This window comes from Mycobacterium bohemicum DSM 44277, from assembly GCF_001053185.1.
Taxonomy (GTDB): Bacteria; Actinomycetota; Actinomycetes; order Mycobacteriales; family Mycobacteriaceae; genus Mycobacterium; species Mycobacterium bohemicum.
Genome location: NZ_CSTD01000001.1, coordinates 1,980,958 through 2,006,184 on the forward strand (window position 1 = coordinate 1,980,958; position 25,227 = coordinate 2,006,184).

Below are 25,227 nucleotides of genomic sequence, written 5' to 3' on the forward strand. Positions count from 1 at the left end.
GCCATGGGCATCGTCGGAGTCGGGATCGACCTGGTCTCGATCACGGAGTTCGCCGAGCAGGTCGACCAGCCCGGAACGCTGTTCTCCGAGACGTTCACACCGGGCGAGCGGCGCGACGCCTCGGACAAGAGTTCGTCGGCCGCGCGGCACCTGGCGGCGCGGTGGGCCGCCAAGGAGGCGGTGATCAAGGCCTGGTCGGGGTCGCGGTTCGCCCAGCGGCCGGTGCTGCCCGAGGCCATTCACCGGGACATCGAGGTGGTCACCGACATGTGGGGACGACCGCGGGTCCGGTTGACCGGCGACATCGCCAAGCATCTGGCCGACGTGACGATCCACGTGTCGCTGACCCACGAGGGGGACACGGCCGCCGCGGTCGCGATCCTGGAGACGCCATAACCGCGAGCAGACGCAGAATCGCATAGACAGGCCGGTTTCGGTGCGATTCTGCGTCTGCTCGCGCAGGGAAAGGGAGGCCATGAGCGATCTGGTGGAGCGGGTCCGCGAGGTGTTGCCGTCGGTGCGGCGCGACCTCGAGGACCTGGTGCGCATCGAATCGGTGTGGGCGGACCCCGCCCGGCGCCCGCAGGTACACCGCAGCGCGCAGGCGGTCGCGGAGTTGTTGTCGCAGGCCGGGTTTGGCGATGTTCGCATCGTCAGCGAGGGCGGTGCGCCGGCGGTGATCGCCCACCACCCCGCGCCGCCCGGCGCGCCGACGGTCCTGCTGTACGCCCATCACGACGTCCAGCCGGAAGGCGACCGCGGGCAGTGGCATTCGCCGCCGTTCGAGCCGACCGAACGCGACGGGCGGCTGTACGGTCGCGGGAGCGCCGACGACAAGGCCGGCATCGCAACGCATTTGGCGGCGTTCCGGGCGCACGGCGGCCGACCGCCGGTCGGCGTGACGGTGTTCGTCGAGGGGGAGGAGGAGTCCGGCTCGCCGTCGCTGGGCCGGTTGCTCGCCGCGCACCGCGACGCCCTGGCCGCCGACGTGATCGTGATCGCGGACTCCGACAACTGGAGCACCGACGTTCCGTCGCTGACGGTCTCGCTGCGCGGCCTGGTCGATTGCGTCGTCGAGGTCGCCACGCTGGATCACGGGCTGCACTCGGGTTTGTGGGGCGGCGTCGTTCCCGACGCGCTCACCGTCCTGGTGCGACTGCTGGCCAGCCTGCACGAGGACGACGGCAACGTAGCGGTGGCCGGCCTGTACGAAAGTACCGCGGCTGCAGTCGATTACCCGCCCGAGCGGGTGCGTGCCGACTCCGGTCTGCTCGACGGGGTGTCCGAGATCGGCACCGGCTCGGTGCCGCAGCGGCTGTGGGCCAAGCCGGCCATCACGGTGATCGGCATCGACACCACACCGGTCGCCGCCGCGTCGAACACGCTGATCCCGCGGGCCCGGGCCAAGGTCAGCATGCGGGTGGCGCCCGGGGGCGATGCCGCGGCGCACCTGGACGCGCTGACCGAGCACCTGCGCAGCCACGCGCCGTGGGGCGCGCACGTCGTCGTCACGCCCGGCGACAAGGGTGAGCCCTACGCCATCGACGCCAGCGGCCCGGTGTACGACGCGGCGCGGGCGGCGTTCCGGCAGGGGTGGGGCGTGGAGCCGATCGACATGGGTATGGGCGGCTCGATCCCGTTCATCGCCGAGTTCGCGACCGCCTTCCCGCAGGCGAAGATCCTCGTCACCGGCGTGGAGGACCCCGGCACCCAGGCGCACAGCATCAACGAGAGCCTGCACCTCGGCGTGCTCGAGCGCGCGGCGATCACCGAGGCGCTGCTGCTGGCCAACCTGGCCTGACTCTGCGCTAACGCCTGGGCGTCAGCACCACGACGGGTATGGGCCGTGACGTGCGCTTCTGGTACTCGGCGTAGGTGCCCCTGTTGACCTTGTTGACGATTTTCCAGAGTCGGTCGTACGCGGGATCGCCCGGCAGGACGGGCCGCGCGGTGGCCTTGAATCGTCTTGGGCCGACGTTGATCTCGACGTCAGGGTGAGCGATCAAGTTGTGGTACCAGCCGGGCGAGCGGGGAGCGCCGCCATTGGACGCCGTCACCAGGTAGTTCTCACCGTCGCGGCCGTAGGCCAGCGATGCCGTGCGGGGCCGGCCGGTCTTGGCGCCGACCGTGTGCAGTAGCAGGCTGGGAATCCAGATCATCCGGTGCCCGATCCAACCGTGGGTTCCCTGGTACACCTTGTCGTGCAACCGCATGTATCCGTAGAGCGCTTTCTCGAACACAGGATTCATGGCACTGAGTATCACCGTTCACATGGCCGATCGGGCCGACGCGGTGATGTTGTGGTTTGCCGTCTGGGTGATCGTCGGCGATCCGGCGTGGTGGGCCACCGAGTTGCCATCGCCGAGAACGAAGAAGGTGTCGGCGCCGTCGACGAAGAGCCCGATCGGCGCCGCGCCTCCCGCTAAGAACCCGCGATGATCTTCTGGATGCTCGATGCGGTGTTTGCCGCCTTGACGTTGTACTGCGCGACGGCGATCTTGCCCTTTTCGTCGACCACGAAGGTGGATCGAATGACGCCCCGGACCGTCTTGCCGTACATCTGCTTTTCGCCGTAGGTGCCCCAGGCCGTCAAAACCTTGCGGTCGGGGTCGGACAGCAGCGGGAACGTCAGCTTCTCGGCGTCGCGGAATTTGGCGAGCTTCTCCGGCTTGTCGGGGGAGATGCCGACGACGTCGATGCCGGCGTCGTTGAGGTCGCGCAGGTTGTCGCGGAAGGCGCAGGCCTGCTTGGTGCAGCCCGGCGTCGAGGCCGCCGGGTAGAAGTAGACGACCAGGCGCCGGCCCTTGTAGTCGGCCAGAGAGACCTTGTTGCCGTCGGCGTCGGGCAGGCTGAAGGCGGGCGCTTTGTCGCCCGGGGCCAAACGGGGGGTTTCGGTCAACGTGTTTTCCCTTCTCTCGACCGGAGCGCGGGGTGCGACGCTAGCTGATCTAGGGTAGTGCGAGCAGGTGCATCAGGTGGAGTTGGAGGACAGAGGCGTGGCGGATCGCGATCCCGAGGCCATCAAGCAGGACATCGACCAAGCCCGCGACCAACTGGCGGCCACGGTCGATTCGCTTGCTGAGCGGGCGAACCCCCGCCGCCTCGCCGACGACCTGAAAGCCCGCGCCGTCGAGTTCGTGAAGAAGCCGGTGGTGATCGCCTCGCTGGTGGGGATCTCCTCGATCGTCGTGGTCGTGGTGGTGCGCAGGGTCAGGAACCGCTGACGCGATCACTCTGGGCGTAGACCGGAATGTCATCGGCCCAGGGCTGGGTGGTGGCCATGTCCACGACGTTGCAATAGCCGCGCTCGAACTCGCCCGTCGCCGCGTCGACCAGCCGGTACTCCTGCGTCGGTTTGTGGATGGGCTGGGCGTCGAGGATCACGACGCGGACCTCGCCCGGCTCGAACCCGCACCGCCGCCGTAGCGCCTCGACCAGGCACTCGTTGTGCATGTGCCCGTCACCGAAGTTCCAGCCCAGCACCATGGAGCACAGGACCTCGCCCTCGCACAGGTTGAACTCGTCCTCGTCGTAGCCCGCCATCGCGCGGTGCGCCAGCGTGAGCAGCGCGCGCCCGTGGGTGTTCATCCCGCGGAACGCGAGGGCGAGGTGCAGCGGGATCAGCGCCTCGTCCTTGCTGCCGTACAACCGCTCGAGCTGCAGATGTTGCATCGGGCCGAGCGCGCGCGAACCGACGCGGATCTTCTCGTCGGCCGACGGCTTGACGCACCACAGGGTGGTGTCCCAGTTGCCGGCGTAGTACCGCATGCCGGGCAGGAAGGAGATCTTGCGCGGGTACAGGTTTCCGGCCACGACGACTCCGGCGAGGACCGCGAACAAGATGGCGATCGGGGTTGGGTGGGTGACGCTGGACAGACCCAGGTGCGCATGGGCGACGAACAGCGACAGCACCCCGAAGATCATGAACACGTTCCACTCCAGCGGCACGCCCATCGGGAAGGCGAGCAGGATGTTCAGGTGGAACACGATCATGACGAACGCGGCGACCGCCGTCGGCCAGCCGCCGTGGGAGAAGAACAGCACCAGTGGCACCAAGCCTTCGACCGCGGTCGAAAAGTGGGCGATAAAGCCCGCTAATGCGCTGGGCCGCAAGTCATCCGGATGGTGCTTGAACAACGATCGCTTGAGAACCCCGCTGGGGATGAACGGGTTGTTCGCCAGCATCGTCGAGATCACGAATGGGAAGTGCCGGGTCAGCTTCGAGGCCGCCGCGCCCAGCCAGATCACCATGAAGACCACCTTGGCCCCGACGATGATGTCGGGGCCCGAGAACAGGAACACCAGGGCCAGCGGGCCGTACACCTCGCCGCGAGCGGCGAGGAAGATTACCTTGTCGCGCAGGCTGATTGCGGCCAGCACCACCAGGATGGCGACGGTCTGCCACCGCGGCAGCACGCCAATTGTCGTATCCAGCGCCGGAATTGGGCCCGTGCCGTCGGACAGCAGCGCGGTCATGAGCAATGCCAGCAGGGCGCCGTAGAGCACGACGTCGAGCGGAGTCCGGTCGTTCCCCTTGGTCAGCGGCACCCGATCGGGCCAGGGGGGCAGCCGGATGGTCCCGGGGCGCAGCCAATACAGAATCGAGCCCATCGGCGGGAAGTAACGGCCGGCCAGCGGGCCGAAGCAACAACCCAGGCCGACGACTTCGAACAGCATCGTGTACAGGGCGGCCTTCTGGAACACGATCGGCTCGGACCACCACGAGGTCACCGCCCCGAAATCGCCGATGCCCTTCGTCGACCAGGCGAACAGCCAGGCGCCCAGGATGTACAGCGCGATCTTGACGCCGTACATCAAATGCATCACCAGCGGAGTGCCGAACCCGTTTTGCGCGATGTGCCGCGCCATGGGCACGATCCGTTCGGCGCGTGGCCGTTTGCTCCACTCGGCCATGTCGACGACGGGCAGGTTGGGCTGGATGAATCCCATTGCAGCTCCTTCGACGCGGCTCGGCCACATGGGGCGCCGATCGGTGACAGGGAGAAACTACCGGTCCACGGCGTATCTGCATACCACCGGGCCGGACGGTGCGCGATGAGCTAGCCGACGGGCGGCCTGCCGCCGCCAATTGCGTTGATTACTAAGGGTTTTGGCGTCCGCTCCACGATTGGAGACTAATTCGCGCCCGCCGCGATCACCTGGTCCACCTCGAGGGCCCGGCCGGCCATCTCGGCGTGTGCCTTGTCCAGCGCGTCGGCCTGATCTTCGTCGGCCTTCATCAGCGTCTCGATGTCGAAGCCGGCCATCTCGAGGACACCCATGTCCGCGAAGGCCTTCTGCACTTTGTCGCCCCACAGCCCGATGTCCTTGACGATGGGCACGATCCGGCTGAACAGGTGCGAGCGGAACTGGATCATCAGCGGCGAGTGGTCAACCCACGCGGCGCACTCCTGGACGTCCATGCCAAGAGTCTCGAACACCTCCTCGCCGCGGAACCGGTCGCGCATCAGGTAGCAGGCGTCCACGACGAACTCTTCACGCTCGTCGCGCTCGGCCGTCGTGAGCGCGGAGTAGTAGTCCTTCAGCGAGATTCGACCGAAGGCGACGTGCCGGGCCTCGTCCTGCATGACGTAGGCCAGCAATTGCTTGGACAGCGAGTCCTGCGGCGTGATGTCCCGCAGCACCCCGAAGGCGGCGAGCGCGAGCCCCTCGATGAGTACCTGCATGCCGAGGTAGGGCATGTCCCAGCGCGAGTCGCGCAGGGTGTCCTCGAGCAGCGCCGTCAGATTCTTGTTGATCGGGTAGACGAGGCCGATTTTCTCCTGCAGGAACCGCGAGAACGCCTCCACATGCCGGGCTTCGTCCATGGTCTGGGTGGCCGCGTAGAACTTCGCGTCCAGGTCCGGAACGACCTCGACGATCTTCGCCGAACACACCATCGCGCCCTGCTCTCCGTGCAGGAACTGAGAGAACTGCCAGGCCTGGGAGTGCAGGCGCATCTCGGCGCGGCGCGCTTCGTCCGCGGCGTCCCACATCGGGCTGCCGAACAGGGGATGGAACTCATCGGGCAGCCCGACCGGGTTCGTCGGGTCGACGTCTTGGCCCCAGTCGATGCGCGTTTGGGCGTCCCACTGCTTGTCCTTGCCCTTCTGGTACAGGGACAGAAGGCGGGCGCGCCCCTCGTCGTACTCCCACGTGAAGCGGGCGTCGCCGTTGCTGGGGACCTCCCACGAGTACGGCTCGGGCACGTCCGTGTACTTGTCCCTGGTTGTCATGGCCGCCGCCTCTCGTTACCGATATGACCACTGGTCATATGACGCATATCACAATGGTTGCAATATTCGGCGGTGCGGTCAAGCCTGGCGGGCGGCGCTCATTCCGGCTGATTCCCGACAATTTCCGGCGCCTCCGCGGAGCGCGGGCGGACGTCACGTCGACGTCGCAGATCGCACGTATGTGGGCCCCACCGCCGGAGCACTCGCGCTCATGGCGCGGCGTGCGAGGGAATCCAACGTGGTGCGCCGTCAGGGTTTCGAACCCCGGACCCGCTGATTAAGAGTCAGCTGCTCTACCAACTGAGCTAACGGCGCTTGGGTCGGCCGAGACCGCGGTAGCGACAATAACAGGCGTTGCGTCGCCGAGTGAAATCCCGGATTCGTTTCAGGATAGCTGCTCAGCCAATCGGACCGGTGGCCGGTGGCGGTCGTCATAAGTGTGCGCGAGGAACCGCAGCCACCCGAAGAGTTTCGGGAAAAGTCCAGGAAGAGGCGGGCAACCTGCGTGGGGCGGCACGCGTCCGGCTTACCGCGGTTGCGGAGGGAAGCCGCCCGAAAGCCTTTAGAATGCTTCCACCGTTCTCGGTCAGCGGTGACCGTAGTCAAGCCAAATACATGAAAGGTCTAGTGGATGACGCCGTGGCGCAGACGCCGATCGGGGCTGGCCGTCGTGCTGGCCACGGTCGCGCTGTTCGGCGTTTCCTGCGGCGGGCACCCGAGTGCCGCGCCGCCGAAGGTGATCTTCGACAAGGGCACACCGTTTGCCGACCTGTTGGTTCCCAAGCTCACCGCGTCGGTGACCGACGGCGCCGTTGGCGTCACCGTGGACTCACCGGTGACGGTGAACGTCGCGTACGGCGTACTCGCGTCGGTCACCCTGGTCAACGAAAACGGCAGGTCGATCGCGGGGCAGCTCAGCCCCGACGGGCTGCGGTGGTCGACCACCGAGCAACTCGGCTACAACAGGCGTTACACGCTGAACGCGAAGGCGCTCGGCCTGGGCGGGGCGGCCAGCCGGCAGATGACCTTCAAGACCAGCTCGCCCGCGCACCTGACGATGCCGTACGTCGCGCCCGCCGGCGGCGAGGTGGTGGGCGTCGGCGAGCCGGTGGCCATCCGCTTCGACGAGAACATCGCCAACCGCGCGGCCGCCCAGAACGCGATCGTGATCACCACGACCCCGCCGGTCGAGGGCGCGTTCTATTGGCTCAACAACCGGGAAGTCCGTTGGCGCCCAGAGCAATTCTGGAAGCCCGGAACCGCTGTCGACGTGTCGGTCAACACCTACGGCGTCGACCTGGGCAACGGGATGTTCGGTGAGGACAACGTCAAGACGCACTTCACCATCGGCGACGAGGTCATCTCGACGGCCGACGACACCACCAAGATGGTGACCGTGCGCGTCAACGGCGAAGTGGTCAAGACGATGCCGACCTCGATGGGCAAGGACAGCACGCCGACGGCCAACGGTTTCTACATCGTCGGCGGGCGGTTCAAGCACATCATCATGGACTCCTCCACGTACGGCGTACCGGTCAACTCTCCCAACGGATATCGCACCGATGTCGAGTGGGCCACCCAGCTGTCCTACAGCGGCGTCTTCGTGCATTCCGCTCCGTGGTCGGTCGGCGCGCAGGGCCACACCAACACCAGCCACGGGTGCCTGAACGTGAGCCCGAGCAACGCCGAGTGGTTCTACGACCACAGCAAGAGCGGTGACATCGTCGAGGTGATCCACACCGTCGGCCCGACGCTGCCGGGCACCGAGGGCCTCGGTGACTGGAACGTGCCCTGGCCGGTCTGGAAGGCCGGCAACGCCGATACCTGATCGGCGCCTCGTCCCCGATCGCGCGGCCAACCGGGCGCGAAACGGCCGGCGCTATGTTGGGGTGGCTGACGGGGCTCGAACCCGCGACATCCAGGATCACAACCTGGTGCTCTACCAGCTGAACTACAGCCACCATGGCCGCCGGCCGGCCTCGGAGTGAGCCGACGAGCAGCGACGTCGATACTAGCCGGTCGGTGGCTCGGCAGCCGAATCGATTGATTCCGGTGGGTCGTCGCCGGCCTGCAGGTCGGCGACCACAGCCTCTATTTCGCTGGTAGAAGGCCCGGGCGGCGGCACGAACGCCGTCCGCCGGTAGTACTTCAGCTCCTGAATGGACTCATGGATGTCGGCCAGGGCCCGGTGGGACAGTCCCTTCACCGGCTGGCCGAAATAGATCCGCGGGTACCAGCGCCGGCACAGTTCCTTGATGGAGCTGACGTCGATCATGCGGTAATGCAGAAAGGCGTCGAGGACCGGCATGTCGCGGGCGATGAACGAACGATCGGTGGCGATCGAGTTGCCCGCCAGCGGCGCCGTCTTGGGCTGCTTGACGTGCTTGTGGATGTAGTCCATCACCATCGCCTCGGCCGTCGCCAGGTCGACCGTCGACGCCCTCACCTCGTCGGTCAGGCCCGATCGCGAGTGCATTTCGGTGACCACTTCGACCATCGACGACAGCGCCGCCTCGTCGGCGTGAATCACGACGTCGACTCCGTCGCCCAGGATGTTCAAATCGGCGTCGGTGACGAGCGCGGCGATCTCGATCAGCTTGTCCGATGCGAGGTTCAGCCCCGTCATCTCGCAGTCGATCCACACCAATTGGTCAGCCACACGGCCAGACTAAGCCCCCGCGCGGGTGCCGCCGGCGCTCACCCTGGCAAGTAGTGTGAGCGGTGCCGAACCGCGGGGGAACCGACCCGGGAAGAGGAGCGCGCAACGATGACCACCGAATCAGCGGCCGGCGGGACCGGCGATGCCGCACAGCGGATCGCGAGCGGCTACGCCGTCGGCGGCCAAGCCTTGGAGCTTGGCACCGTCGTGGTCGACGGCGTCGCCGATCCCACCGCGCGGGTGCGCATCCCACTGGCCACCGTCAACAGGCACGGGCTGGTAGCAGGAGCGACCGGAACCGGCAAGACGAAGACCCTGCAGCTGATCGCCGAGCAACTCAGCGCGGCCGGGGTGGCGGTCCTGATGGCCGACATGAAGGGCGACTTGTCCGGACTGGCGCGGGCCGGGGAGAGCAACGACAAGACCGCCGCGCGCGCAACGGATACGGGCGACGACTGGACGGCGACGGCCTTCCCGGTCGAGTTCTTCTCGCTGGGAACCGGGGGAATCGGCGTGCCGGTGCGGGCGACCGTCGACAGTTTCGGCCCGGTTCTGTTGTCAAAAGTGCTGGGGCTGAACGCAACTCAGGAGTCGACCCTGGGCCTGATCTTTCACTGGGCCAAGCAGAACGGCCGATCGCTGGTAACCCTGGACGATCTGCGCGGCGTGATCACCCACCTCGCCGGCGACGAGGGCAAGGCCGACCTGAAAGACCTGGGCGGGGTGTCGCCGACGACGGCGGGCGTCATCCTGCGTGCGCTGGTGAACCTCGCCGGCGAAGGTGGTGACACGTTCTTCGGAGAGCCGAAGCTCGACCCCCAGGACCTGCAGCGCGTCGACGACGGCGGCCACGGCATCATCTCGCTGCTCGAGTTCAGCGGCCAGTCGCTGCGTCCGGTCATCTTCTCCACGTTCCTCATGTGGCTGCTGGCCGAACTGTTCAAGGCGCTGCCCGAGGTCGGTGACCTGGACAAGCCAAAGATGGTGTTCTTCTTCGACGAAGCGCATCTGCTTTTCACCGACGCCTCCAAGGCGTTCCTCGAGCAGGTCGAGCAGACCGTCAAGCTGATCCGCTCCAAGGGCGTGGGCGTGTTCTTCTGCACCCAATTGCCCACCGACGTGCCCAATGACGTGCTGTCCCAGTTGGGTGCCCGCATCCAGCACGCGCTGCGGGCCTTCACCCCCGACGACCAGAAGGCGCTGAGTAAGACGGTTCGCACCTACCCGAAAACCGATGTCTACGACCTGGAGTCGGCGCTGACGTCGCTCGGAATCGGTGAGGCCGTCGTCACCGTGTTGTCCGAGAAGGGCGCGCCGACGCCGGTCGCGTGGACCCGGATGCGCGTGCCGCGGTCGTTGATGGCCTCGATCGGCGACGATGCGATCAAGGCTGCGGTGAAAGACAGCCCGCTGCAGGCCAGGTACGGGCAGACGGTCGAGCGGCAGCCGCAGGCCGGCCCGCAGGCTCCGCCGTCCCAGCCCGCACCGCAGCCGCCGCAAACGCGTTCCGACTACCCCCCGGTCCCGCCGAATGAGCCGATTCCGCCGATGCCGCAGCCGGTGGAGCCGAAGGGCCCGGCCGTGTGGGAGGAAGTGCTGAACAATCCGACGGTGAAAAGCGGCATCAATACCGTGATCCGCGAAGCGGTGCGCAACCTCTTGGGCAGCGGCCGTCGCCGCAAGTAGCCGTCGGGTGTGCAGCCTGGGCGGCGACACGCCGAAAAGTCCCGCCCCCGCTTCACTTTCGTTCGCCCTCTGATCACACTCGCTAGCCGCCGCCGAGCTTCCTGTAGAAGGCGCCCACGATCGGCGCGACGATGGCGCGCGGAGCATACCCGCTCGCCACCGACATCGCCTTGGACGTCAGCCCCGGGACCACGCGCATCTTGTTGCGCTCCAACGCATCCAGCGAGACCTTGGCGGTGTGCTCGGTGGAGATCCACAAGAAGTCGGGGACCAGTCTTTCGACCAGTGAGGCCTCGCTCTCATCGGGGAGGTCGGTGCGCACCGGCCCGGGCGCCAGCAGCGTCACGTGCACGCCGGAGGCACGCACCTCGCCGCGCAGCGATTCGCTGAAGGTGTTCGCGAAAGCCTTGGTGGCCGCGTAGGTGGCGTTGTAGGGGATCGGCGAATTGCCCGCCGCCGAACCGGAAATCAGGATCCCGCCCGCCCTGCGCTCGACCATCCCGGGCAGCACCGCCAGCGCAAGGTCATGCACCCCAAGCACATTGAGCTGCACCTGCGCCTTCTCGCCCGCCGGGTCGAGACCCGAGACCGGACCGAACGTCGCGGTGCCCGCGTTCGCGCACAGGATGGAGATCGGACGGGCGGCCAGCTCGTCGCACAGTTTCGCCCGTTCGCCCGGGTCGGCCAGATCGGCCGGCCTGACCTCGACGGCGACCCGATACGTGTCGGACAGCCGGGAGGCCAGGTCGTTGAGCAGGTCTTCGCGTCGGGCGGTGATGATCAGGCCGTGGCCGCGGGCGGCGAGTTCGGTCGCCAGCGCTTCGCCGATGTTCTGCGAAGCTCCGGTGACAACGGCGCGCGCGTCGGGGCTGGGAGCGGGTACCGGCATGCGGCCAATCGTAGACAGCCGCGCGAACCAATCGCAGGCGATCGCGAGCGCGGCGTGGCCGGGCGCGGCGGGTCGCCTGCCGAACCAATAAAGTTCCCCGCATGAGTCAGCCGAGGCCGGATGTCGCCACGCCCGCAGTGTCGCGGGTGCTGGCCTGGGCGCTGTGGGACTGCGGCTCGCTCGGCATGAGCGCCATCGTCGCGACGTTCGTGTTCTCGGTTTATCTGACCGGCAGCGTGGGAGCGGGCCTGCCGGGCGGCACGTCCCCGGCGAGTTGGCTGGGCCGCGCGCTCGCCGCCTCGGGGTTGACCATCGCGGTGCTGGCGCCGCTCGTCGGGGTGTGGGTGGAAGCCCCGCACCGTCGGCGGGTGACGCTGACGGTGTTGAGCGGTGTTGCGGTCGCGACGACCAGCGCGATGTTTTTCATCCGCGACGATCCCAGCTATCTCTGGGCCGGCTTGGTGCTGCTGTGCGCCACCGCCGCATGCGGCGACCTGGCCGGCGTGCCGTACAACGCCATGCTGCGTCAGGTCTCGACGCCGCAGACGGTGGGGCGCATCTCCGGCTTGGGCGCGGCTGCCGGATTTACCGGCAGCGTGGTCCTGCTGCTCCTGGTCTATGTGGGTTTCATCTCCGGCACGGGCCCGGTGCGCGGGCTGCTGCGCGTGCCCGTCGATGACGGGCTGAACGTCCGGTCGGCGATGCTGCTCACCGCGGCGTGGTTTGCGGTGCTGGCGCTACCGCTGCTGTTTGTTTCCCACCGGCTGCCCGACTCCGGGGAACCGTCGCATCCGACCAGCATGCTGGGCGGTTATCGCAAGCTGTGGTCCGAGGTGCGTGCGGAATGGCGCCACAACCGCAACCTGGTCTATTTCCTCGGGGCCAGTGCGCTGTTCCGGGACGGGCTGGCGGCCATATTCGGTTTCGGCGCCGTGCTCGGCGTCAGCGTTTACGGCCTGTCCCAGGGCGACGTTCTGGTGTTCGGCGTGGCGGCGAGCGTGGTGGCCGCGATAGGGGCGGTAACCGGTGGGTTCGTCGACCATCGGATCGGATCCAAGCGGGTCATCGTCAGCTCACTGGCTGCGCTCATCGCCATCTCGGCCACATTGATGGCATCGTCCGGTGCGCACTCGTTCTGGGCGTGCGGACTGCTGTTGGCAGTGTTCGTCGGGCCGGCCCTGGCGTCGTCGCGTGCCCTGCTGCTGCAGCTGGCCAAGGACGGCGGGGAAGGGGTCGCGTTCGGGCTCTACACGATGACCGGGCGGGCGGTGTCCTTCGTGGCGCCGTGGCTGTTCTCCGTCTTCGTTGACGCCTTCGGCGCCGTGCGTGCCGGCCTCGCCGGCATCTCGCTGGTTCTGGTCGCCGGGCTGCTCGGGATGCTGCTGGTCCGCGCTCCGGCGCGGGTAGTCGCCGCGGCCGAGCCGCTGTAGGGGGCTTACCCTCTGGCGTCGCAGATCGTCAGACCTACCCCGACCCGCTGGCTCACCTGGACCCCGCCCACGGTGACCGAGCAGGTGACGTTGTAGCCGAAGTTGACGATGGTCACGGCCGCAGGGTGGACCGCCGACTTCGCCAGGGTGACTTCCTTGGTCCACGGCAGCGCGACGTTGAACTCGGTCTGGACGACGTCGCCGGTGGCGATGTACATGATGCTGAGCGCGCGGCCGTCGCCGGTGACGGTGTAGACGACGTCCTGCATGGCGCCCGGCGTGGGGGTCTCGGTGGGCGTCTGGGACCCGCCCGGCGGCGGCATCGGCATACGGGTGCGCGACGGCGGTGTCACCGTCGACGGCGGCGGCGTCGGGAATTCCGAACTGGACTCGGGCATGGCGGGCAGCGGCGGGACGGCGGTCTGTTTCCTGATCGCATCGTTGGCCAGCGCCAGGGCGATCACCAGGGCGACGACCAGAAACACCGCGGCGCCGGCGGCGATCCACAACCAGCGCGGCGACTTCGGCCCGCCCGGCGGCGGTTCCGCGGGGCCCGGAGCGGGCGGTTCACCGGGGGGCGGCGCGCCTTGCTGCCAGTACGCGGGCAATTGCTGGGTGTCGTTGGCCTTGGGTGACCACTGCGGTGTGTAGGCGCTGTAGGTCGGCGCATACGGCGCTTGGTCGGCGTATGCCGGATCGGCCGGTGGCGGGTACCAGGGGCCCTGCGGCCCGACGGGTTCTGACCCCGGAAGAGGGGGACTGAACTGCTCGGGCCGACGTGGATCGTTCATGTCCACCTCATGGCTTGCAGGGTACCTAAGCAAACTGCCCCGGCGATGCCCCTTGGTGCGACCCGAACATCAGGGACACCGATTTGCGGCGGTGAGCGCGGCGACCGTCATCGCCCGCATGACGGCCCGCGATCGCGCGAGCCGGGCCGCCTTACCGCGCGGGTTGTCGGTGGGCTTCATGCTGTGTGGTGTCGAATTGAGCAGGCCGAACACCGCGTGCGCGCTCAGCCGGGCGTCGGCCTCGGGCAGTTTGGGATCGAGCTCGCGCAGCACCCCCACCCAGATCTCGACGTATTGGCGCTGCGCCGCACGGACCTGCTTCTCGGCCGCCTCGGGCAGGTACGCGAGGTCACGGTCCTGGATGCGGATGAGATCGGGTTCCCCGAGCGCGAAGTCGAGGTGAAAGTCGATGAGCCCGTCGAGCGCCGCGGCCGCGTCGGCGCTGTTGTGGCGCACCGCCCGGGCCCCGTCGAGCAGCCGGGTGCTGATGCCGACCAGCAGCTCGACCAGCAGCGACTCCTTGTTCGGGAAGTGCCGGTAGATCGCCGGTCCGCTGACGCCCGCGGCGGCGCCGATGTCCTCCAGGCGCACGGCGAGGAAGCCGCGCTCGGCGAACAGCCGCTCGGCGGCCGACATCAATTGCAGGCGCCGGTCGGATTTGAGCTGGCTGCGGCGGTTGGGGCCGTCAAGGGCGGGCGTGGTCATCGGTTAATCGCAGCTAACTTAGCATGAGTTAGTCGGCATTAACTGGATTCGCCTATCCGTTCTGGACGCGGCCGTGCGGACGGTGGTATTCTCACGCGAGTTAATCAAGATTAACTGAATGAGCCGATCCGTCCCGACCGGGCGGACGTCAACCGCCCGGAGGCAAGGAGGCTGCTGCGGCGATGGACAAGGTCGTGGCGACAGCCGCCGAGGCGGTCGACGACATCACCGACGGGTCCTCCCTGGCGGTCGGCGGCTTCGGCTTCTGCGGCATCCCCGAGGCGTTGATCGGCGCGCTGGTCGACACCGGCGTCCGCGACCTGGAAACCGTGTCCAACAACTGCGGCGGCGACGGCGTCGGCCTGTTTGCTTTGTTGCAGCGCAAGCGGATTCGCCGCGCAATCGCGTCCTACGTCGGCGACAACAAGGAGTTCGCCCGCCAATTCCTCGCCGGTGAGCTGGAAGTGGAGCTCACCCCGCAGGGCACGCTGGCGGAGCGGTTGCGTGCCGGCGGGATGGGCATCCCCGCGTTCTACACGCCAGCGGGGGTGGGCACCGCGGTCGTCGACGGCGGCCTGCCGTGGCGCTACGATCCGTCGGGCGCGGTGGTCGTGCAGTCACCGCCCAAGGAGACGCGCGAGTTCGACGGCGCCACATACGTTCTCGAGCGGGCGATCCGGACCGATTTCGCCCTGGTGCACGCGTTCACCGGTGATCGGCACGGCAACCTGGTCTATCGCGAGGCCGCCGCCAACTTCAACCCGGACTGTGCCCGGGCCGGCGCGATCACGATCGCCGAGGTCGAACACCTCGTCGAGCCCGGAGAGATCGACCCCGCGACGGTGCACACGCCGGGCATTTTCGTTCAGCGCGTCGTGCACGTGCCCAACCCCGCCAAACCGATCGAGAAGGCGACGGTGCGGCCGTGAGCTGGAGCAGGCAGGGTTTGGCCGCGCGGGTCGCCGCCGAGTTCGAGGACGGCCAGTACGTGAATCTCGGTATCGGGATGCCCACCCTGGTCCCCAACCACATCCCGCCGGGCGTCACCGTCGTCGTGCATTCGGAGAACGGAATCCTGGGCGTGGGGCCATATCCCCGGCCCGAGGAGGTCGACGCCGACCTGATCAACGCCGGCAAGGAGACGGTTACCACGTTGCCCGGCGCGGCGTTCTTCGGCTCCTCGGACTCCTTCGGCATGATCCGCGGCGGCCACGTCGACGTGGCGGTGCTCGGTGCCATGCAGGTGTCCGCCAGTGGCGACCTTGCCAATTGGATGATCCCGGGGACGATGGTCAAGGGGATGGGCGGAGCGATGGACCTGGTGCACGGCGCCCGCAAGCTGATCGTGATGATGGACCACACCGCCAGGGACGGCAGCCCCAAAGTCGTCGAGCGGTGCACGCTGCCGCTGACCGGTGTGGGGTGCGTCAACCGGATCATCACCGACCTCGCCGTCATCGACGTGTGCGACGACGGCCTGCACCTGGTCGAGACCGCGCCGGGCGTGGGCGCCGACGAGGTGCGCGCCAAGACCGAGCCGCCCCTGCTGCCCACGGCCACAGGAGGTCTCGCGTGACCGCGTCCTTCGCCGACGAGCACCGCCGGCTCGTCGAGGACCTGAACGCGAAGGTGGCCGCCGCGGCGCTCGGCGGCAACGAGCGCGCGCGGGAGCGCCACGTCAGCCGCGGCAAGCTGCTGCCGCGCGAACGGGTGGATCGCCTGCTGGATCCGGGCAGCCCGTTCTTGGAGCTGTCCGCGCTGGCGGCCACCGGCATGTACGGCGACGAGTCCCCGGGGGCCGGGATCATCACCGGCGTGGGCCGGGTGTCGGAGCGCGAGTGCGTGATCGTCGCCAACGACGCCACGGTCAAGGGCGGCACCTACTACCCGATGACGGTCAAGAAGCACCTGCGCGCGCAGGAGATCGCGTTGCAGAATCGTCTGCCGTGCATCTACCTCGTCGACTCCGGTGGCGCCTTCCTGCCCCGCCAGGACGAGGTCTTTCCCGACCGCGAGCATTTCGGTCGCATCTTCTACAACCAGGCGACCATGAGCGCCAAGGGAATTCCGCAAGTTGCGGCGGTGCTCGGGTCCTGTACGGCCGGCGGCGCCTACGTGCCGGCCATGAGCGACGAGGCCGTCATCGTCCGGGAGCAGGGCACGATCTTCCTCGGCGGCCCGCCGCTGGTGAAGGCCGCCACCGGCGAGGTCGTGACGGCCGAAGACCTCGGCGGCGGCGACCTGCACTCCCGCGTCTCCGGCGTCACCGACCACCTCGCCGACGACGACGAGCACGCGCTGCGGATCGTGCGCTCGATCGCCGCCACTTTCGGCCCGCGCGAGCCTCGCCAATGGGAGGTACGTGCGGCGGTCGAGCCGAAGTACGCGCAGACCACGCTGTACGACGTCGTGCCGCCGGACCCCCGCGTGCCCTACGACGTGCACGAGGTCATCGTGCGGCTGGTCGACGGCGGCGAATTCAGCGAATTCAAGGCTAATTACGGCAAGACGCTGGTGACCGCGTTCGCCCGCATCCACGGCCATCCCGTCGGGATCATCGCCAACAACGGCGTGCTGTTCAGCGAGTCCGCCGTGAAGGGCGCGCATTTCATCGAGCTGTGCGACAAACGCAAAGTCCCGCTCTTGTTCCTGCAGAACATCGCCGGCTTCATGGTCGGCCGCGACTACGAGGCCGGCGGCATCGCCAAGCATGGCGCCAAGATGGTGACCGCCGTCGCCTGCGCCCGGGTCCCGAAGCTCACCGTGGTGATCGGCGGATCCTACGGCGCGGGCAACTATTCGATGTGCGGGCGGGCGTATTCGCCTCGCTTTCTGTGGATGTGGCCCAACGCCAGGATCTCGGTGATGGGCGGCGAGCAGGCGGCGTCGGTGCTGGCCACCGTGCGCGGGGAACAACTCACTGCGTCGGGCAAACCCTGGTCGCCCGACGAGGAGGAGGCCTTCAAGGCGCCCATCCGCGAGCAGTACGAGGACCAGGGCAACCCGTACTATTCCACCGCCAGGCTCTGGGACGACGGCATCATCGATCCCGCCGACACCAGAACGGCCGTGGGCCTCGCGCTTTCGGTGTGCGCCCACGCTCCGCTGGAACCGGTTTCCTACGGCGTCTTCCGGATGTGAGGGGAATGTTCGACACCGTTCTGGTGGCCAACCGCGGCGAGATCGCGGTGCGGGTCATCCGCACGCTCCGGCGGCTGGGCATCCGGTCGGTCGCGGTCTACAGCGATGCCGACGCCGCCGCCCGGCACGTGCTCGAGGCCGACGAAGCGGTCCGGCTCGGTCCGGCACCGGCGCGGGACAGCTACCTCGACATCGCCAAGGTGCTCGAGGCGGCGGCGCGCACCGGCGCGCAGGCGATTCACCCCGGGTACGGATTCCTCTCGGAGAACGCGTCTTTCGCCGCGGCCTGTGAGAACGCCGGGGTGGTGTTCCTCGGCCCGCCGCCGCGGGCGATCCAGGTCATGGGCGACAAGATCACCGCCAAGAACGCCGTCGCCGCCTTCGACGTGCCGGTGGTGCCGGGTGTCGCGAAGCCTGGGCTGAGCGATGACGAGCTGGTCGCCGCCGCCGACCACGTCGGCTATCCCGTGTTGATCAAGCCGTCGGCCGGCGGCGGCGGCAAGGGCATGCGGCTGGTCCAGGACCCGGCCGGACTGCGCGACGCGCTGATCAGCGCCAGGCGGGAGGCCGGTTCCGCGTTCGGCGACGACACGCTTTTCCTTGAGCGATTCGTGTTGCGCCCCAGGCACATCGAGGTCCAGGTGCTCGCCGACACCCACGGCAACGTGGTGCACCTGGGCGAGCGCGAGTGCAGCCTCCAGCGCCGCCACCAGAAGGTCATCGAGGAGGCGCCCTCGCCGCTGCTCGACGCCGCGACCCGCGCGCGGATCGGGGCGGCGGCCTGCGACACCGCCCGCAGCGTCGACTACGTCGGTGCCGGCACGGTCGAGTTCATCGTGTCCGCCGACCGCCCCGACGAATTCTTCTTCATGGAGATGAACACCCGCCTGCAGGTGGAACATCCGGTCACCGAAGCGGTCACCGGCCTCGACCTGGTGGAGTGGCAGCTCCGGGTGGCCGCCGGCCAGAAACTGGCCTTCGCCCAGGACGGCCTCGAGCTGCGCGGGCACGCCATCGAGGCCCGGGTGTACGCCGAGGATCCGGCGCGGGGCTTCCTGCCCACCGGCGGCCGGGTGCTGCAGGTGGTCGAGCCGTCCGGCGCAGGCGTGCGGGTGGACTCGTCGCTGCTGGCCGGCACCACCGTCGGCAGCGACTACGACCCGATGCTGAGCAAGGTGATCGCCCACGGCAGCGACCGCGCCGAGGCGCTCGCCAAACTCGATGCGGCGCTGGGCCACACGGCGGTCTTGGGCGTGCAGACCAACATCGAGTTCCTGCGCTTCCTGCTGGCCGACGAGCGCGTTCGCGCCGGTGATCTCGATACCGCGCTGCTCGACGAGAGGCTGGCGGACTTCACGCCGCTGGCGGCGCCCGATGACGTGCTCGCCGCCGCCGGGATGTACCGCCAGTGGGCGTTGACGCGGCGCGCTGAGAGCGACCCGTGGGCCGCGCCGGCCGGATGGCGTATCGGCGGCGTGACGGCGCCGGTACGCACCGAGATGCGCACGCCGCTGCGCAGCGAGACGGTATCGGTGTGGGGAACTCCCGATGCCGCCCGGGTCCGGGTGGGGGACGGTGAGATTTGTTTGGCAAGCGCGCAGTTCGAGGCGGGACGGCTGAGCGTGACGCTGGACGGGCTGCGCCGCGAATACCGCTGCGCCGAGGACGGCCGGCAGCTGTGGATCGCCGACGAGCGCGGAACCTGGCACCTGCGCGAAGCCGAGGAGCACAAGATTCACCGCGCCGGCGGCGAGCGGCAGGCCGAGATCCTCAGCCCGATGCCCGGCAGCGTGATCGCCGTTCAGGTCGACTCGGGCGCCGAGGTCGCCGAGGGCGAGGTCGTGGTGGTCGTGGAGGCGATGAAGATGGAACACTCACTGGCCGCGCCGCTTTCGGGCCGCGCGGAGGTGCTGGTGTCCGTCGGCGATCAGGTGACGGTCGATCAGGTTTTGGCCCGGGTGATTCCGGACCCGGAAAGTAAGGACGAGACATGACGACATCGATCACGGCGGGGACGCTGCCGAAGGAGTACGAGGACCTACGGGACACGGTGGCCGAGTTCGCGCGCACGGTGGTCGCGCCGGTATCCGCCAAACACGATGAGGAGCACAGCTTCCCGTACGAGATCGTCGCCAAGATGGGTGAAATGGGTCTGTTCGGCCTGCCGTTCCCGGAGGAGTACGGCGGGATGGGCGGTGACTACTTCGCGCTGTCGCTCGCCCTCGAAGAACTCGGCAAGGTCGACCAGTCGGTGGCGATCACGCTGGAGGCCGCCGCCGGCCTCGGCGCGATGCCCATCTACCGGTTCGGCACCGAGGAGCAGAAGCAGGAGTGGCTGCCGGACCTACTGGCCGGGCGGGCGCTGGCCGGATTCGGGCTCACCGAGCCGGGTGCCGGGTCGGACGCCGGAAGCACCCGCACCACCGCCCGCCTCGATGGCGGCGAGTGGGTGATCAACGGCAGCAAGCAGTTCATCACCAACTCGGGCACCGACATCACGTCGCTCGTCACGGTCACCGCGGTCACGGGGAGCCTGGCCGACGGCAAAAAGGAGATCTCCACGATTATCGTGCCCAGCGGCACAACGGGATTCACCGTCGAGCCGGTCTACAACAAGGTGGGCTGGAACGCGTCGGACACCCACCCGTTGAGCTTCGACGACGCCCGCGTGCCGGAGGAGAACCTGCTGGGAGCGCGGGGGACCGGGTACGCGAACTTCCTGTCGATCCTGGACGAGGGCCGCATCGCGATCGCGGCGCTGGCGACCGGGGCCGCGCAGGGCTGCGTCGACGAGAGCGTCAAGTACTCCAAGGAGCGCCAGTCGTTCGGCCAGCCCATCGGCTCCTACCAGGCGATCAGCTTCAAGATCGCGCGAATGGAAGCCCGGGCCCACGTGGCCCGCACGGCCTACTACGATGCGGCCGCAAAGATGTTGGCGGGTAAGCCCTTCAAGAAGGAGGCGGCGATCGCGAAGATGATCTCTTCGGAAGCGGCAATGGACAATGCCCGCGACGCCACCCAGATCCACGGCGGGTACGGGTTCATGAACGAGTATCCCGTGGCGCGTCACTACCGCGACAGCAAGATCCTCGAGATCGGGGAGGGCACCACCGAGGTGCAACTGATGTTGATCGCGCGATCGCTGGGGCTGCGGTGAGCGGCCCAGAGGACAGGTCGATTGTCCAGCGCGGCTTGTGGTTCGAAGAGTTCGAGATCGGAACCAGATACCTGCACCGCCCTGGCCGCACGGTCACCGAGGCCGACAACGTGTTGTTCACCACGCTGACGATGAACACGCAGTCGCTGCACCTGGACGCGGCGTGGGCCGCGGAGCAGCCGGGATTTCGCGGTGAGCGGCTTGTCAATTCGATGTTCACCCTGTCGACGCTGGTTGGACTTTCCGTGTCCCAGTTGACGCTGGGTACCATCGTCGCCAATCTCGGCTTCTCCGAGGTGTCGTTCCCCAAGCCCGTCTTCCACGGCGACACGCTGTACGCCGAGACCGTGTGCACCGCCAAGCGCGAGTCCAAGAGCCGGCCCGGGGAAGGCATCGTCACCCTCGAACACACCGGTCGCAACCAGCACGGCGACGTCGTCGCCCGCGCCGTCCGCACCACCCTGGTGCAGAAGCGGCCCGCCGAGGAGGGTTCTGCATGAACGTGCGCACCGCCGGTCCCGGGTGGTTGTTCTGCCCCGCCGACCGACCGGAACGGTTCGCCAAGGCCGCGGCCGCGGCCGACGTGGTGATCCTCGACCTGGAAGACGGTGTGGCGCAAGCCGACAAGGCCGAGGCGCGCAAGGCGCTGCGGGAGAATCCGCTGGACCCCGAGCGGACCGTCGTGCGGATCAATGCGGCCGACACCGAGGAGTGGGCCCTCGATCTGGAAGCCCTCGCCGGCACCGCCTATTCGACGGTGATGCTGTCCAAGACCGAATCGGCCGAGCAGGTGAGGGCGCTCGCGCCGCGCGAGGTCGTCGCGCTGATCGAGACCCCGCGCGGCGCGGTGTTCGCCGCCGAAATCGCCGCCGCCGAGGGCACCGTCGCGATGATGTGGGGCGCCGAGGACCTGGTGGCCACCCTCGGCGGAAGCTCCAGCCGGCACGCCGACGGCACCTATCGGGACGTCGCGCGCCACGTGCGCTCGACGGTGCTGCTCGCCGCGTCCGCGTTCGGCCGCCTCGCGTTGGACGCGGTCCATCTGGACATCCGTGACATCGAGGGCCTGCGCGCCGAAGCCGACGACGGTGTCGCGGTGGGCTTCGGCGCGACGGTGTGCATCCATCCCACCCAGATCGCGGTCGTGCGCGAGGCGTATCGCCCCAGCGGCGAGAAGGTCGATTGGGCGCGAAGGGTATTGACGGCGGCCAAGACCGAACGCGGGGTCTTCGCGTTCGAAGGGCAGATGGTCGACTCGCCCGTGCTCAAGCACGCGGAGATGCTGCTCCGGCGCGCGGGCGGAGCCGGTTCGGCGACGAGCTGACTACCACTCGTCGTCGTCGAGGAGTCGTTCGGGGAAGTGGAAGGTGTTGGTGCGGGGCTGGCCACGAATCACCAAAGTACCTTCTAAAAACTTGGGCTAACGCCGGTCCCTGTTCGAGGCCGAAGAGTTGCACCATGGCTGACTTTCCCTTCAGCGCGTGGGATCCACGGTCGATGAGTTCTGGCGAGTGACCCAGTGGCCGTGTCCGGAACAATTTGGGTTCTCGCCGGGGGGCGGTCAGGGGCGGGGAGCGGTGGTCGCGACTCGCCGGGTGGCGGTCTGCAAGCACCCGTTGGCACGGTCGTCAGGATGCGTTGTGCCACAAGGGCGGCGAAAAAGGTCGAAGAGACCTCGAACTCGTCGGCCATCGGTGCCCTCAGAAGTCGTCGAACCACGCGGGTCCAGTCGGGCTGTCGGCTGGCTGCGGTTGGAGCGAGTGTCCGACTCGGTCATCGGCGCCGCGGTCTCGTTGGGCACCGAGGCGAGTACCTCGCCCATCCGGGGTCGGCCTGGATCAGCGTCACCTGGTGGCACCGCCGGCCCGGCGTGATCTTGCCGTTGGTGTGGCGTCGTCGACAGAGGCCTCCGCTCTGGCCTGAGCTGCGGCAGCGGTGATTCGGTGGCCTTCCTGCGCATCGCTGCGCAGTGCGTCGACGGTGGCCGTGTCGAGGATCTCCATGCCGTTGCGCTTCCCGGCCGCGACCACCGTGGAGGCCTTGCCCGGGTGGAGACCCGCCGCTTGATTGGCGAGGTACTTGGTGGTGTCGCCGACGCGGGTGGTGTGGGTGGGTGGTGGTGTGGGCCAGTAGGTCGAGCACGCCGAGCAGATCGGCGGCCTGGTCATCGGTGAGCATGAGTGCCAGCGGGTTTGTCTCCTTGTGGTTGGACGGTCGGGGCTAATTGATCGGCGGTGTATGGCGGTTGACGGCGAACACTGGCACTGCCTCGGCCTGCACCCAATTGGCACGGGCGGTGCGCTCGGAGAACTGGAAGCAGGCTTTCTAGTGTCTAGATCACTTGGGTACTGAGATCTCTGCCGTGTCAACTGTTCGGCGAAGTGTGTTGGTACTTGGCCGCTTCGTTGTCTCGAGTCATTCGACGGGCGTCGGTCTCAATTCGCACATGAAGGTCGGCGGCCCTGGCGTGTCTTGTCAGTGGGTTGGCTACAAACCTACCTATCGTTCAAAAACCGCAAGCACGTTGATGTCAGGCTCTGATTTAAGGGTTCCGACGATGCGCAGGCCATGTCTATAGCCGCGCTTCACAAAGTTGTACCCGAAGGTTCCCGTGTCGTAGCACCCGCGAGCAGCGAGATGGAGATGCCCTGTGGCAACGATGTCTGACGCATCGGGCTTGGCCCAAATTGGCATTCGATAATCGATCCATTGCACCTTGCCTTTCGCTTCGGTTATCAAATTCTCGAGCTTTACCATCGTCTTCTGTGCGCTGAATGCGTCAGTGTAGGCCTGCCAGTATGCGAGAAGTTCAGCGTGGTCACGAGAATTTGGATAATCTTTCAATATGGCCTGATCGAGTTTATCTGCAACTACTATCACCTTCCCCTCCGTGGTTTCAAAAGCCGTAGGAATTAACACCACGCCTTTTTCTGGAGTAGGAATCAGGTCCATAAAAACGAGCGCTCGCGGTGTCGCAGTAATGTATTCATCGTTTGGAAAATTGCCAATGTTCGAACACACGCTGATACGCTCGGCTGAATTCGCTAAGTAGTGCGCTACTAGGTGAAGCAGTTGCCGGTATGAATTGTCAACAGGCTTCAGCGTCCATACCGTCTCGTCGGATTCGTCGGTTTTGTCCTCTGTGCCGGCGTCAATTTTTCCTGTGATGCTGGCTTTCAACTTGGCGAGGAAATTTACGCCGCCTTCTGCGCTAATGTCCGCCCCGATGCTGCTCGACACCTTGCTCAGATTGCTGGTGAGAGTTTTGTCCGCGATCGTGATCCCTTGAACCTCGTTCTCGGGCTTAACGATCGCGTCGTAGAGTGCACGCACCTGCACCTCGTCTATGAACAGCGGGGCATCGAGGACCCACTCGGTGAAGTTGGACATACTTCCTGCCTCTATGTCAGTTGGGACGGAACGTCGCAATGTATCAGGAGTCCACCTTGCCCTACTCGGAAAGTTCTAGTAGTAGCGAGTCACTTCCAGCGGAAGTCCGAACTCAACCTTCTTGGCACAATCTGCTCGAAATGGGCATGCGTCGCAGTCAGGGGTCGTATCCGCACACACCCGGCGATTCAGCCAGTAGATGTTATCGAGCACGGCGGTTGAGACCTCGGCGTTCGCCGCCGTATCTACCAATGCCTGGCGAACCGCCATCCGGAGCAAGTCGGACTCAGCCCTGGACAGTAACTGTCCGTCGCGCAGCTTGGCGGCAATCGGGCCACGAACGTTGACAAGACCTTGTCGCGTCGCCTGCTTCACCAAGTGGTAGTCGATGGCCGGAAGGGGCGCGCGATCGAACTTAGTGAGTCCGCTTCCCTGCAGCATGATTGCGTTCAACATCGTCAACTTCTGCACGGGATCATCAAACGCGCGGAAGGTCGCCGAGAGGACCGCGAACCGATTCAACGAACCACCGGCGGCGTCGACGACATTCGCCCATGAACCGTCCCAGGCGCGCGCCAACGTAAGCCCCAGGTTCTTGATGTTTTCGACTCGATCGGAGATGCCCTCCGATAGGGGAAGGTGTCCGGCATCGTCTAGAAACGCCTTACGGAATGTGACTTCATCGATCCCGGCTAAATCGTCAGCAACGAGGGTGAGCTCTTCCCGTTGCACGGCGAGTCGAAGCCGGCGCCACATGTACATCGCGCCGCGAAGTTGCTCGCCGGCGATTTCGCCCACCGCAGGCACAACAGTCTGTCCGCGAAGACTCCAGAATCTGAAGTTGATGGCGTTGCCTAGGGCAAGGTACTGGCAGCGATCGCTACGTGAATCGTTCACGTTCCAGAATAGCGGGTCACTCCAACTCTCCTCCGAGAGAGAGCGCCCCTGCCGCCGAGCAATCGCGCGAATCTCGTTCGCCATCCGATGGACGGCACCGTCGTCGACCTCGACAGCCTGAACCCGGTCCTGCATGAGCTTTGGGCTGATCATGTCTGTCACCGTACGACTGAGGTACGACATCTTGAGAACCATAGACCGCATGGCTGGCCATAAGGAGCCGACAAGCCGAGGGAGCGGCCGTGG

At 67.1% G+C, this 25,227-nt stretch carries 24 protein-coding genes, 2 tRNA genes and 1 pseudogene; 14 read left to right on the plus strand and 13 right to left on the minus strand.

Translation table 11 applies throughout. From position 1 onward, the window contains the following. The first annotated feature begins 3 nt into the window (after nucleotides 1-3). Both acpS and BN971_RS09040 read left to right on the plus strand, forming a co-directional pair. A complete protein-coding gene (gene acpS, locus BN971_RS09035; RefSeq protein WP_085183101.1) occupies nucleotides 4-396 on the plus strand; it encodes a holo-ACP synthase AcpS in 393 nt (130 codons plus the stop codon). Further along, nucleotides 393-1,801 (plus strand): annotated as a pseudogene (locus tag BN971_RS09040) (M20/M25/M40 family metallo-hydrolase). Before acpS ends, BN971_RS09040 begins: the two are co-directional and overlap by 4 nt. Before the next feature lie 7 nt (nucleotides 1,802-1,808). On the opposite strand, the gene BN971_RS09045 reads toward BN971_RS09040, so the two are convergent. Then, the gene (locus BN971_RS09045; RefSeq protein ID WP_085183099.1) at nucleotides 1,809-2,249 is read right to left on the minus strand and encodes a nitroreductase family deazaflavin-dependent oxidoreductase; all 441 of its coding nucleotides are present in this window, start codon (nucleotides 2,247-2,249) and stop codon (nucleotides 1,809-1,811) included. Between the two features lie 22 nt (nucleotides 2,250-2,271). Between BN971_RS09045 and BN971_RS24990 the strand changes: the two genes are divergently transcribed. Then, entirely contained in the window at nucleotides 2,272-2,439 is a 168-nt protein-coding gene (locus tag BN971_RS24990) for a hypothetical protein (RefSeq protein WP_169718668.1), read from the plus strand. On the opposite strand, the gene bcp is transcribed toward BN971_RS24990, so the two are convergent. After that, nucleotides 2,423-2,899: a thioredoxin-dependent thiol peroxidase gene (gene bcp, locus BN971_RS09050; RefSeq protein WP_085183098.1), complete on the minus strand. Its 477-nt coding sequence runs from the start codon at nucleotides 2,897-2,899 to the stop codon at nucleotides 2,423-2,425. The genes BN971_RS24990 and bcp overlap by 17 nt on opposite strands. A 97-nt stretch (nucleotides 2,900-2,996) precedes the next feature. Between bcp and BN971_RS09055 the strand changes: the two genes are divergently transcribed. Then, entirely contained in the window at nucleotides 2,997-3,224 is a 228-nt protein-coding gene (locus BN971_RS09055) for a DUF3618 domain-containing protein (RefSeq protein WP_085183263.1), read from the plus strand. On the opposite strand, the gene BN971_RS09060 is transcribed toward BN971_RS09055, so the two are convergent. The 3 genes from BN971_RS09060 to BN971_RS09070 all read right to left on the minus strand — a co-directional run bounded on the left by BN971_RS09060 (nucleotide 3,211) and on the right by BN971_RS09070 (nucleotide 6,551). Then, nucleotides 3,211-4,950 (minus strand): DUF3556 domain-containing protein, encoded by a 1,740-nt coding sequence (locus BN971_RS09060; protein WP_085183097.1) that lies wholly within the window; start codon nucleotides 4,948-4,950, stop codon nucleotides 3,211-3,213. The genes BN971_RS09055 and BN971_RS09060 overlap by 14 nt on opposite strands. A gap of 185 nt (nucleotides 4,951-5,135) precedes the next feature. Further along, nucleotides 5,136-6,236, minus strand: coding sequence for a ferritin-like domain-containing protein (locus BN971_RS09065; RefSeq protein ID WP_085183096.1), 1,101 nt, complete (start codon nucleotides 6,234-6,236; stop codon nucleotides 5,136-5,138). Nucleotides 6,237-6,475: 239 nt separating this feature from the next. Continuing rightward, nucleotides 6,476-6,551, minus strand: a tRNA-Lys gene (locus tag BN971_RS09070). Nucleotides 6,552-6,867: 316 nt separating this feature from the next. On the opposite strand from BN971_RS09070, the gene BN971_RS09075 reads away from it, so the two are divergent. Then, nucleotides 6,868-8,064 carry a L,D-transpeptidase gene (locus BN971_RS09075; RefSeq protein WP_085183095.1) on the plus strand — a complete coding sequence of 399 codons (1,197 nt, stop codon included), beginning with the start codon at nucleotides 6,868-6,870 and terminating at the stop codon, nucleotides 8,062-8,064. Nucleotides 8,065-8,121: 57 nt separating this feature from the next. Here the strand turns inward: BN971_RS09075 and BN971_RS09080 are convergent. After that, nucleotides 8,122-8,197 (minus strand) — tRNA-His (locus tag BN971_RS09080). 50 nt (nucleotides 8,198-8,247) lie between these two features. Then, nucleotides 8,248-8,895 carry an oligoribonuclease gene (gene orn, locus BN971_RS09085; RefSeq protein ID WP_085183094.1) on the minus strand — a complete coding sequence of 216 codons (648 nt, stop codon included), beginning with the start codon at nucleotides 8,893-8,895 and terminating at the stop codon, nucleotides 8,248-8,250. A 108-nt stretch (nucleotides 8,896-9,003) separates the two neighbouring features. Between orn and BN971_RS09090 the strand changes: the two genes are divergently transcribed. After that, on the plus strand, nucleotides 9,004-10,581 hold the full coding sequence (locus BN971_RS09090) for a helicase HerA-like domain-containing protein (protein ID WP_085183093.1): 1,578 nt from the start codon (nucleotides 9,004-9,006) through the stop codon (nucleotides 10,579-10,581). 82 nt (nucleotides 10,582-10,663) lie between these two features. Here the strand turns inward: BN971_RS09090 and cmrA are convergent, their stop codons facing one another. Further along, the gene (gene cmrA / locus BN971_RS09095; protein WP_085183092.1) at nucleotides 10,664-11,470 is read right to left on the minus strand and encodes a mycolate reductase; all 807 of its coding nucleotides are present in this window, start codon (nucleotides 11,468-11,470) and stop codon (nucleotides 10,664-10,666) included. A gap of 101 nt (nucleotides 11,471-11,571) precedes the next feature. On the opposite strand from cmrA, the gene BN971_RS09100 reads away from it, so the two are divergent. Continuing rightward, a complete protein-coding gene (locus BN971_RS09100; protein ID WP_085183091.1) occupies nucleotides 11,572-12,900 on the plus strand; it encodes an MFS transporter in 1,329 nt (442 codons plus the stop codon). Nucleotides 12,901-12,905: 5 nt separating this feature from the next. Here BN971_RS09100 and BN971_RS09105 read toward each other — a convergent pair whose 3' ends face one another. Next, entirely contained in the window at nucleotides 12,906-13,691 is a 786-nt protein-coding gene (locus tag BN971_RS09105) for an MmpS family transport accessory protein (protein ID WP_085183262.1), read from the minus strand. 69 nt (nucleotides 13,692-13,760) lie between these two features. Beyond that, nucleotides 13,761-14,396, minus strand: coding sequence for an SACE_7040 family transcriptional regulator (locus tag BN971_RS09110; RefSeq protein ID WP_085183090.1), 636 nt, complete (start codon nucleotides 14,394-14,396; stop codon nucleotides 13,761-13,763). 182 nt (nucleotides 14,397-14,578) lie between these two features. Between BN971_RS09110 and BN971_RS09115 the strand changes: the two genes are divergently transcribed. From BN971_RS09115 to BN971_RS09145, 7 genes are read left to right on the plus strand one after another with little or no spacing between them, the layout of a single operon-like run. After that, on the plus strand, nucleotides 14,579-15,325 hold the full coding sequence (locus BN971_RS09115) for a CoA transferase subunit A (RefSeq protein ID WP_085183089.1): 747 nt from the start codon (nucleotides 14,579-14,581) through the stop codon (nucleotides 15,323-15,325). After that, nucleotides 15,322-15,972: a CoA transferase subunit B gene (locus BN971_RS09120; protein WP_085183088.1), complete on the plus strand. Its 651-nt coding sequence runs from the start codon at nucleotides 15,322-15,324 to the stop codon at nucleotides 15,970-15,972. The genes BN971_RS09115 and BN971_RS09120 overlap by 4 nt, the downstream gene beginning before the upstream one ends. Next, complete coding sequence (locus tag BN971_RS09125) at nucleotides 15,969-17,537, plus strand: carboxyl transferase domain-containing protein (protein ID WP_085183087.1); 1,569 nt, start codon at nucleotides 15,969-15,971, stop codon at nucleotides 17,535-17,537. Before BN971_RS09120 ends, BN971_RS09125 begins: the two co-directional genes overlap by 4 nt. A gap of 5 nt (nucleotides 17,538-17,542) precedes the next feature. Then, nucleotides 17,543-19,531: an acetyl-CoA carboxylase biotin carboxylase subunit gene (locus BN971_RS09130; RefSeq protein ID WP_085183086.1), complete on the plus strand. Its 1,989-nt coding sequence runs from the start codon at nucleotides 17,543-17,545 to the stop codon at nucleotides 19,529-19,531. Continuing rightward, complete coding sequence (locus BN971_RS09135; RefSeq protein WP_085183085.1) at nucleotides 19,528-20,694, plus strand: acyl-CoA dehydrogenase family protein; 1,167 nt, start codon at nucleotides 19,528-19,530, stop codon at nucleotides 20,692-20,694. Before BN971_RS09130 ends, BN971_RS09135 begins: the two co-directional genes overlap by 4 nt. Beyond that, nucleotides 20,676-21,194, plus strand: coding sequence for a MaoC family dehydratase (locus BN971_RS09140; RefSeq protein ID WP_372511933.1), 519 nt, complete (start codon nucleotides 20,676-20,678; stop codon nucleotides 21,192-21,194). Before BN971_RS09135 ends, BN971_RS09140 begins: the two co-directional genes overlap by 19 nt. Then, complete coding sequence (locus BN971_RS09145) at nucleotides 21,191-22,018, plus strand: HpcH/HpaI aldolase/citrate lyase family protein (RefSeq protein ID WP_085183083.1); 828 nt, start codon at nucleotides 21,191-21,193, stop codon at nucleotides 22,016-22,018. Before BN971_RS09140 ends, BN971_RS09145 begins: the two co-directional genes overlap by 4 nt. A 520-nt stretch (nucleotides 22,019-22,538) precedes the next feature. Here BN971_RS09145 and BN971_RS09150 read toward each other — a convergent pair. From BN971_RS09150 to BN971_RS09155, 3 genes are all read right to left on the minus strand, one after another. Continuing rightward, entirely contained in the window at nucleotides 22,539-22,862 is a 324-nt protein-coding gene (locus BN971_RS09150; RefSeq protein ID WP_245837062.1) for a hypothetical protein, read from the minus strand. Nucleotides 22,863-23,193: 331 nt separating this feature from the next. Beyond that, nucleotides 23,194-24,084 carry a hypothetical protein gene (locus tag BN971_RS24570; RefSeq protein WP_139027066.1) on the minus strand — a complete coding sequence of 297 codons (891 nt, stop codon included), beginning with the start codon at nucleotides 24,082-24,084 and terminating at the stop codon, nucleotides 23,194-23,196. Nucleotides 24,085-24,159: 75 nt separating this feature from the next. Next, nucleotides 24,160-25,134: a queuosine salvage family protein gene (locus tag BN971_RS09155; protein WP_169718667.1), complete on the minus strand. Its 975-nt coding sequence runs from the start codon at nucleotides 25,132-25,134 to the stop codon at nucleotides 24,160-24,162. Nucleotides 25,135-25,227: the final 93 nt, after the last annotated feature.